The organism is uncultured Oscillibacter sp., from assembly GCF_900544955.1.
In the GTDB taxonomy this organism is placed as follows: Bacteria; Bacillota; Clostridia; order Oscillospirales; family Oscillospiraceae; genus Oscillibacter.
The window spans coordinates 1-6336 of the sequence record NZ_UQXD01000068.1; the positions used below are offsets into that span (position 1 = coordinate 1).

Genomic DNA, 6336 nt, shown 5'->3' on the forward strand with positions numbered 1-6336 from the left:
CCGGCCCGCCGGCGGCCAGCAGCCCGCCACCCGGGTTCCCCAGAAGAAGATCGTGGACACCCGGAAGGGCGGCGACGTGAACCTGGCCAAGTACGACGAGCGGCTGGAGACCCTGGCGCCCCAGCAGGCGGCCCGCCTGCCTCAGCAGCAGGGCAAGCAGAAATTCCGCAACAACAACCAGCGCCGGGGCGGCATGACCTTCTCCAACAAGCGCCGCCAGGACGAGGCGGAGAAGATGCGCCGCCTGCAGATGGAGATCGCCAAGAAGACCCCTCTGAAGGTGCTGATTCCCGACGAGATCAGCGTGGGCGAGCTGGCCAGCCGCATGAAGAAAACCGGCGCCGAGGTGGTCAAGTGCCTGATGAAAAACGGCATCATGGCTTCCCTCAGCCAGATCATCGACTTCGAAACCGCCGCCATCATCGCCGAGGAGATGGGCTGCAAGGTGGAGAAGGAAGTGGTGGTCACCATCGAGGAGCGGCTGATCGACGACCACGAGGACCGGCCGGAGGACCTGATTCCCCGGGCGCCGGTGGTGGTGGTCATGGGCCACGTGGACCACGGCAAGACCTCCCTGCTGGACACCATCCGCAACACCTCCGTGGCCTCCGGCGAGGCCGGCGGCATCACCCAGCACATCGGCGCCTATCAGGTGCAGGTGAAGGGCAAGCCCATCACCTTCCTGGACACGCCGGGCCATGAGGCCTTCACCTCCATGCGCGCCCGGGGCGCCATGATTACGGACATCGCCATTTTGATGGTGGCGGCGGACGACGGCATCATGCCCCAGACCATCGAGTCCATCAACCACGCCAAGGCGGCCAACATCCCCATCATCGTGGCCGTCAACAAGATCGACAAGGAAAACGCCAACCCGGACAAGGTGATGCAGCAGCTGACGGAACACGGCCTGGTGCCCGAGGACTGGGGCGGCGAGACCATCTGCTGCAAAATCTCCGCCAAGAAGAACATCGGCATCGACAACCTGCTGGAGATGGTGATCCTCACCGCCGAGATGGAGGAGCTGAAGGCCAACCCCAACCGCTCCGGCCAGGGCACCGTCATCGAGGCCCGGCTGGACAAGGGCCGGGGCCCCGTGGCCACGCTGCTGGTGCAGAACGGCACCCTGAAGCAGGGCGACATCATCATCGCCGGCACCGCCGTGGGCCGGGTGCGCACCATGACCGACTACAAGGGCAACCGCCTCGCCGAGGCCGGTCCCTCCGTCCCTGTGGAGATCGCGGGCCTCTCCGAGGCCCCCTCCGCCGGCAGCCCCTTCTTCGCCGTGGCCGACGAGCGCATGGCCCGGGAGCTGGTAGAGCAGCGGAAGGCCGAGGAGAAGGCCAAGGCCGCCGGCCCCGTCCAGAAGGTCTCCCTGGAGAATTTGTTCGACCAGATTCAGGCCGGTGAGCGCAAGGAGCTGGCCCTGATCGTCAAGGCCGACGTCCAGGGCAGCGTGGAGGCCGTGAAGGCCTCCCTGGAGAAGCTCTCCAACGACGAGGTGAACGTGCGGGTGATCCACGGCGGCGTGGGCGCCATCAACGAGTCCGACGTCATGCTGGCCGCCTCCTCCAACGCCATCATCGTGGGCTTCAACGTCCGCCCCGATGCCGCCGCCCGGGACGGCGCGTTGCGCCAGAACGTGGATATGCGGATGTACCGCGTCATCTACGACTGCATCGACGAGATCGAGGCCGCCATGAAGGGCATGCTGGCCCCCAAGTTCCGGGAAGTGGTGCTGGGCCATGCGGAGGTCCGCCTGACCTACAAGGTCTCCGGCGTGGGCACCGTGGCGGGCTGCTACGTCCAGGACGGCAAGATCGTCCGGGCCTGCTCCGTGCGGGTGGTCCGGGACGGCGTCGTGATCCACGAGGGCCAGCTGGCCTCCCTGAAGCGGTTTAAGGACGACGTCAAGGAGGTCGCGGAGAACTACGAGTGCGGCATGACCGTGGAGAAGTTCAACGACCTCAAGGAAGGCGATATCATCGAGGGCTTTACCATGGAGGAAATTCCCCAGTAATGCAGATACTACAGGGGCGGCGAAATAGTCGCCGCCCCTGCTGCTTTTGTGCGACCCAGCGGGGATCCATGTCGCTCGCGGGCGGGGCGAGGAATATCCGCGCATCAGCGCGGGGACGAAGGAAATTCCGCCGTCCCCGCGCCGTGCGCGGTGAACCCCCCGTCCCCGGCAGGGAGTGCGGTTTCCCCCGCCCCTGCCCGTAGGGCGGCATTCCCCCGCGCCGGTGCGCAGATGTTCCCCGCCCCGTGGGGGCGGACCCACCAAAGGAGGTATTTCTATGCCCAGCAATCGTATCGGCCGCATCAATGAGGAAATCCAGCGGGAGCTCAGCGACCAGCTCCGCCGCCTGAAGGACCCCCGGGTGTCCGGCACCGGCATGGTCTCCATCACCCGGGTGGACACCACCGGCGACCTGCGCTACGCCCGCGTCTATGTCAGCGTGCTGGACAAGTCCCAGGAAAAGGACGTGCTGAAGGGCCTGAAGTCCGCCGCCGGATTCCTCCGGCGGGAGCTGGGCCGCACCCTTCAGCTGCGCTATACCCCGGAGCTTCAGTTCATCGGCGACGACTCCATTCAGCACGGCGCCCACATTCTGGAGGTGCTGCGCCAGGTGGAGCGGGAGGACGAGACCCGGGGCGGTCCCGGCGAAACGGAGGAGGGCCCATGCTGAGCGTATCGGAGAGCGCCGCCCTGCTGCAGGGCCTGGACCAGGTGCTCCTTCTCACCCACGTCCGTCCCGACGGGGACACCGTGGGCTGCGCCGCCGCCCTGTGCGCCGGCCTGCGCCGCCTGGGCAAGACGGCCTACCTGCTGCCGAACCCGGGCCTGACGGACACCACCGCCCCCTATTTCAACCCCTTCATCGCCCCGCCGGACTTCCGGCCGGAGGCGGTGGTCTCCACGGACATCGCCACCACCGCCCTCCTCCCCGAAAACGCCCGGCCCTACGCAGACCGGGTGGACCTGGCCATCGACCACCACCCCTCCTTCGAGCGCTTTGGCCGGGCCAATATCCTCCGGCCGGAGGCGGGGGCCTGCGGCGAGCTGGTCTACGACATTCTGGCGGCCCTGGGGCCGGTGACGGCGGATTTGGCCCTGCCCCTCTACGTGGCGGTGTCCACGGACACCGGCTGCTTCTCCTACGCCAACACCACCGCCTACACCCACGCCGTGGCGGCGGCGCTGATCCGCACCGGCATCGACTACAAGACCGTCAACAAGGTGTTCTTCCGCACCAAAACCCGGAAGCGGATGCAGCTGGAGGGCGCCATGCTCAGCGCCTGCGAGTTCTACGACCATGACCGAGTGGCGGTGCTGTCCGTCCCCCTCGCGTTGATGGAGCGCTTTCACGCCACGGAGAGCGACGCCGAGGAGCTCTCCTCCCTGGGCGGCCAGATCCAGGGCGTGGACTGCGCTGTGACCATGCGGGAGCTGCGGCCCGACGTGTGGAAGCTGTCCCTGCGCACCGGGCGGCGGGTGAACGCCACGGAGGTCTGCGCCCTCCTGGGGGGCGGCGGCCACGCCGCCGCCGCGGGCTGCACCATCGAGGCCCCCTGGGCGGAGGCCAAGGCCCAAATTCTGGCGGCCATCGGCCAAATGGTGCCGGACTGCGCCCTCTGAGGGCGGTCCCCCTCCGAAACTGAGACAAGGAGCCACGCTCATGCCCAATGGAATTGTAATCATTGACAAGCCCGCCGGCTGGACCAGTATGGATGTGTGCGCCAAGGTGCGGGGCATCCTGCGGGAGAAGCGGGTGGGCCACGGCGGCACCCTGGACCCCATGGCCACCGGCGTGCTGCCGGTGTTTGTGGGCCAGGCCACCCGGGCCGTGGAATTTGCGGAAAACGGCCGGAAGGAGTACGTGGCGGGATTGCGGCTGGGCCAGGTGACCAACACCCAGGACATCACCGGGGAGATTCTGGAGACCCGCCCGGCGGCGGTCTCCCCCGCCCAGCTGGAGGCCGTCATGGCCCGCTTCCTGGGCGATATCCAGCAGGTGCCCCCCATGTACTCCGCCGTCAAAATCCAGGGTCGGAAGCTCTACGAGCTGGCCCGGCGGGGCCAGGAGGTGGCCCGTCCCCCCCGGCCCGTCACCATCTACGAGCTGGAGCTGCTGGAGCAGGAGAGCGGGACGGACTACCGCTTCCGCTGCGTGTGCTCCAAGGGCACCTACATCCGCACCCTCTGCCACGACATGGGCCAGGCGCTGGGCTGCGGCGGCACGCTGTACAGCCTCCGCCGCACCATGGCGGCGGGGTTCACCCTGGATCAGGCCGTCACCCTCCAGGACGTGCAGGACCGGGGGGCGGAGCTGCTCCGCCCGGCCGACAGCCTCTTTCAATCCCACCCCCGCCTGACCCTCTCCGCGGAGCGGCAGGAAAAGCGGGTCCGCTGCGGAAACCCCATCCAGGCGCCGGATCTGGCCGACGGCCTCTACCGCGTCTACGGCCGGGACGGGACCTTTTTGTGCCTGTCCCGGGCCCAGGGCGGCACCCTCACATCCATCAAGAATTTCTTTGGAGCGTAACAGTATGTCCATGAAGGAAAAAGTCATCGCCCTGGGCTTCTTTGACGGGGTCCACCTGGGCCACGCCGCCCTGCTGCGGCGAACCGCGGAGGAGGCCGCCGCCCGGGGCGTCACCCCGGCGGTCTTCACCTTTGACCGCCCGCCCAAGGAGGTGGTCACCGGCGTCCCCTGCCCCCTCATCAACTCCCCGGAGGACCGGCGGGACCTGGTGCGCCGCCTGTACGGCATCAAGGAGGTCATCATGGTCCCCTTCGACCAGGAGATGATGACCACCTCCTGGCAGGATTTCGTCACGGAGATTCTGGTGGGCCGGTATCACGCCGTCCACCTGGTGGCGGGCCACGACCACCACTTCGGCCACAAAAACCAGGGCTCCCCGGAGCTGCTGGCGGAGAAGTGCCGGGAGCTGGGCCTGGGCTGCGACATCATCCCCCAGGTGGAGCTGGGCGGCATCACCATCAGCTCCACCTACATCCGCCGCCTGGTGGAGCTGGGGCAGGTGGAGCGGGCCAACCGCTTCCTGGGCCACCCCCACGTCCTGACGGGCACCGTCCGCCACGGCCGGGGCATCGGCTCCTCCCGCCTCTTCCCCACCGCCAACCTCCGGATTCCCCCCCACGTGCTGGTGCCCAGCCACGGGGTGTATGTCACCCGGGCCACCCTGGCGGACGGCGCGTCCTACGCCGCCGTCACCAACGTGGGCACCCGCCCCACTGTGAACAACGGCACCGACGTCACCGTGGAGGCCTGCCTGCTGGACTTCCAGGAGGACCTGTACGGCCAGACGCTGCGGCTGGAGTTCTTCCGCCACCTCCGGGACGAGGTCCGCTTCGACTCCCTGGATGCCCTGAAGGCCCAGATCGCCGCCGACGCGGAGAGCACCCGCCGCTACTTCCAGGACACCCCCCTGTGAGACAAGCCCCCCGGCCAGTGGCCGGGGGGCTTGCGGCTGCCGGGCATGTGGCTGCGGCATGTTTTCGAGAACCCTGCGTCCCGGTGCGCCAAAGGCGCACGTTCGCACACTTGCAGGCCGAAAGGGTGTGCCGCCGCGTACACGCCGCGGCGGCACAGGTGCTCCTTGTCGTCCGCCGCTCCGGCGGCAATCCTCTGCAAGGCTTTTTCGATAGGCGGAAGTCCCCCGGCCGGTGGCCGGGGGACTTCTCCAGTTTCCGGGCGGAGGGGGACCGCGGTCCCCCTCCGCTTCGCCGCTATACCAGGGCCACCGTCAGCCATACCAGGCCGATGCCGGCGGCTCCCATCATGGTGTACACCGCGGGGCTCAGCTCCCGCCATGCCCGGCTGAACCGGCCGTGGTCCCCCACGGCGTAGTTCCGGGCCACCCGGCGGGCCTCCTCCACCAGGTCCCGGGCGGTGACGCCCTCCCCGGCGGCATCGTTCCGCACGATGAAGATGGCCTGCTCAAAAAACCGCTGGTCCGGGGAATCCACCACGACCACTCTTCTGGAAATACCTTTCACCATCCGCTTAGCGCCTCCTGTTTGTTGGATGCTTCCATTTTGCCGCAGTGGTGGAAAATTTATACCGCCCTCACACCATTTTTGCCTCCTCCGGCGCCCGGTAGAGGACCTGCACGCCGCAGTCGTCCCCCAGGTGCTCCCGGCGGATGCTCTCCGCCAGAATCAGCCCCGCCAGCTCCTGGGGGTCCTCCCCCTCCCAGCCCGCCAGCAGGTCCTGGAGCCACTCGTCCCGGGCCGGGTCCGCCACGCCGTCGGAGATCATCACCGCAAAGCCGCCGGGGTCCAGGGCCGCCCGGGTGACGTCCGGGGCC

The 6336-nt window shown here is 68.2% G+C and carries 6 protein-coding genes and 1 pseudogene; 5 read left to right on the forward strand and 2 right to left on the reverse strand.

The features are described 5' to 3' along the window. From infB to ribF, 5 genes are all read left to right on the forward strand, one after another. Positions 1-2020 (forward strand): translation initiation factor IF-2 (gene infB, locus QZS21_RS11335; RefSeq protein ID WP_295583462.1); only part of this gene is annotated, 2020 nt, incomplete at its 5' end. Between the two features lie 277 nt (positions 2021-2297). Then, a complete protein-coding gene (gene rbfA, locus QZS21_RS11340) occupies positions 2298-2690 on the forward strand; it encodes a 30S ribosome-binding factor RbfA (RefSeq protein WP_295583464.1) in 393 nt (130 codons plus the stop codon). Continuing rightward, entirely contained in the window at positions 2684-3640 is a 957-nt protein-coding gene (locus QZS21_RS11345) for a bifunctional oligoribonuclease/PAP phosphatase NrnA (protein ID WP_295583466.1), read from the forward strand. Before rbfA ends, QZS21_RS11345 begins: the two co-directional genes overlap by 7 nt. Positions 3641-3680: 40 nt before the next feature. Continuing rightward, a complete protein-coding gene (gene truB / locus QZS21_RS11350; RefSeq protein ID WP_295583468.1) occupies positions 3681-4547 on the forward strand; it encodes a tRNA pseudouridine(55) synthase TruB in 867 nt (288 codons plus the stop codon). A 4-nt stretch (positions 4548-4551) separates the two neighbouring features. Next, positions 4552-5460 carry a riboflavin biosynthesis protein RibF gene (gene ribF / locus QZS21_RS11355; protein ID WP_295583470.1) on the forward strand — a complete coding sequence of 303 codons (909 nt, stop codon included), beginning with the start codon at positions 4552-4554 and terminating at the stop codon, positions 5458-5460. A 295-nt stretch (positions 5461-5755) separates the two neighbouring features. Here ribF and QZS21_RS11360 read toward each other — a convergent pair whose 3' ends face one another. After that, positions 5756-6028, reverse strand: coding sequence for a hypothetical protein (locus QZS21_RS11360; RefSeq protein ID WP_295583473.1), 273 nt, complete (start codon positions 6026-6028; stop codon positions 5756-5758). Positions 6029-6095: 67 nt separating this feature from the next. Further along, positions 6096-6336: pseudogene (locus QZS21_RS11365) on the reverse strand (stage II sporulation protein E); the annotation flags it as partial.

What these genes read in the sequence shown, in the direction of transcription:
- truB (WP_295583468.1), top strand. Translation starts at nt 3,681, where the DNA reads ATGCCCAATGGAATTGTAATCATTGACAAGCCCGCCGGCTGGACCAGT.
- ribF (WP_295583470.1), top strand. Translation starts at nt 4,552, where the DNA reads ATGTCCATGAAGGAAAAAGTCATCGCCCTGGGCTTCTTTGACGGGGTC.
- QZS21_RS11345 (WP_295583466.1), top strand. Translation starts at nt 2,684, where the DNA reads ATGCTGAGCGTATCGGAGAGCGCCGCCCTGCTGCAGGGCCTGGACCAG.
- rbfA (WP_295583464.1), top strand. Translation starts at nt 2,298, where the DNA reads ATGCCCAGCAATCGTATCGGCCGCATCAATGAGGAAATCCAGCGGGAG.
- QZS21_RS11360 (WP_295583473.1), bottom strand. Translation starts at nt 6,028, where the DNA reads ATGGTGAAAGGTATTTCCAGAAGAGTGGTCGTGGTGGATTCCCCGGAC.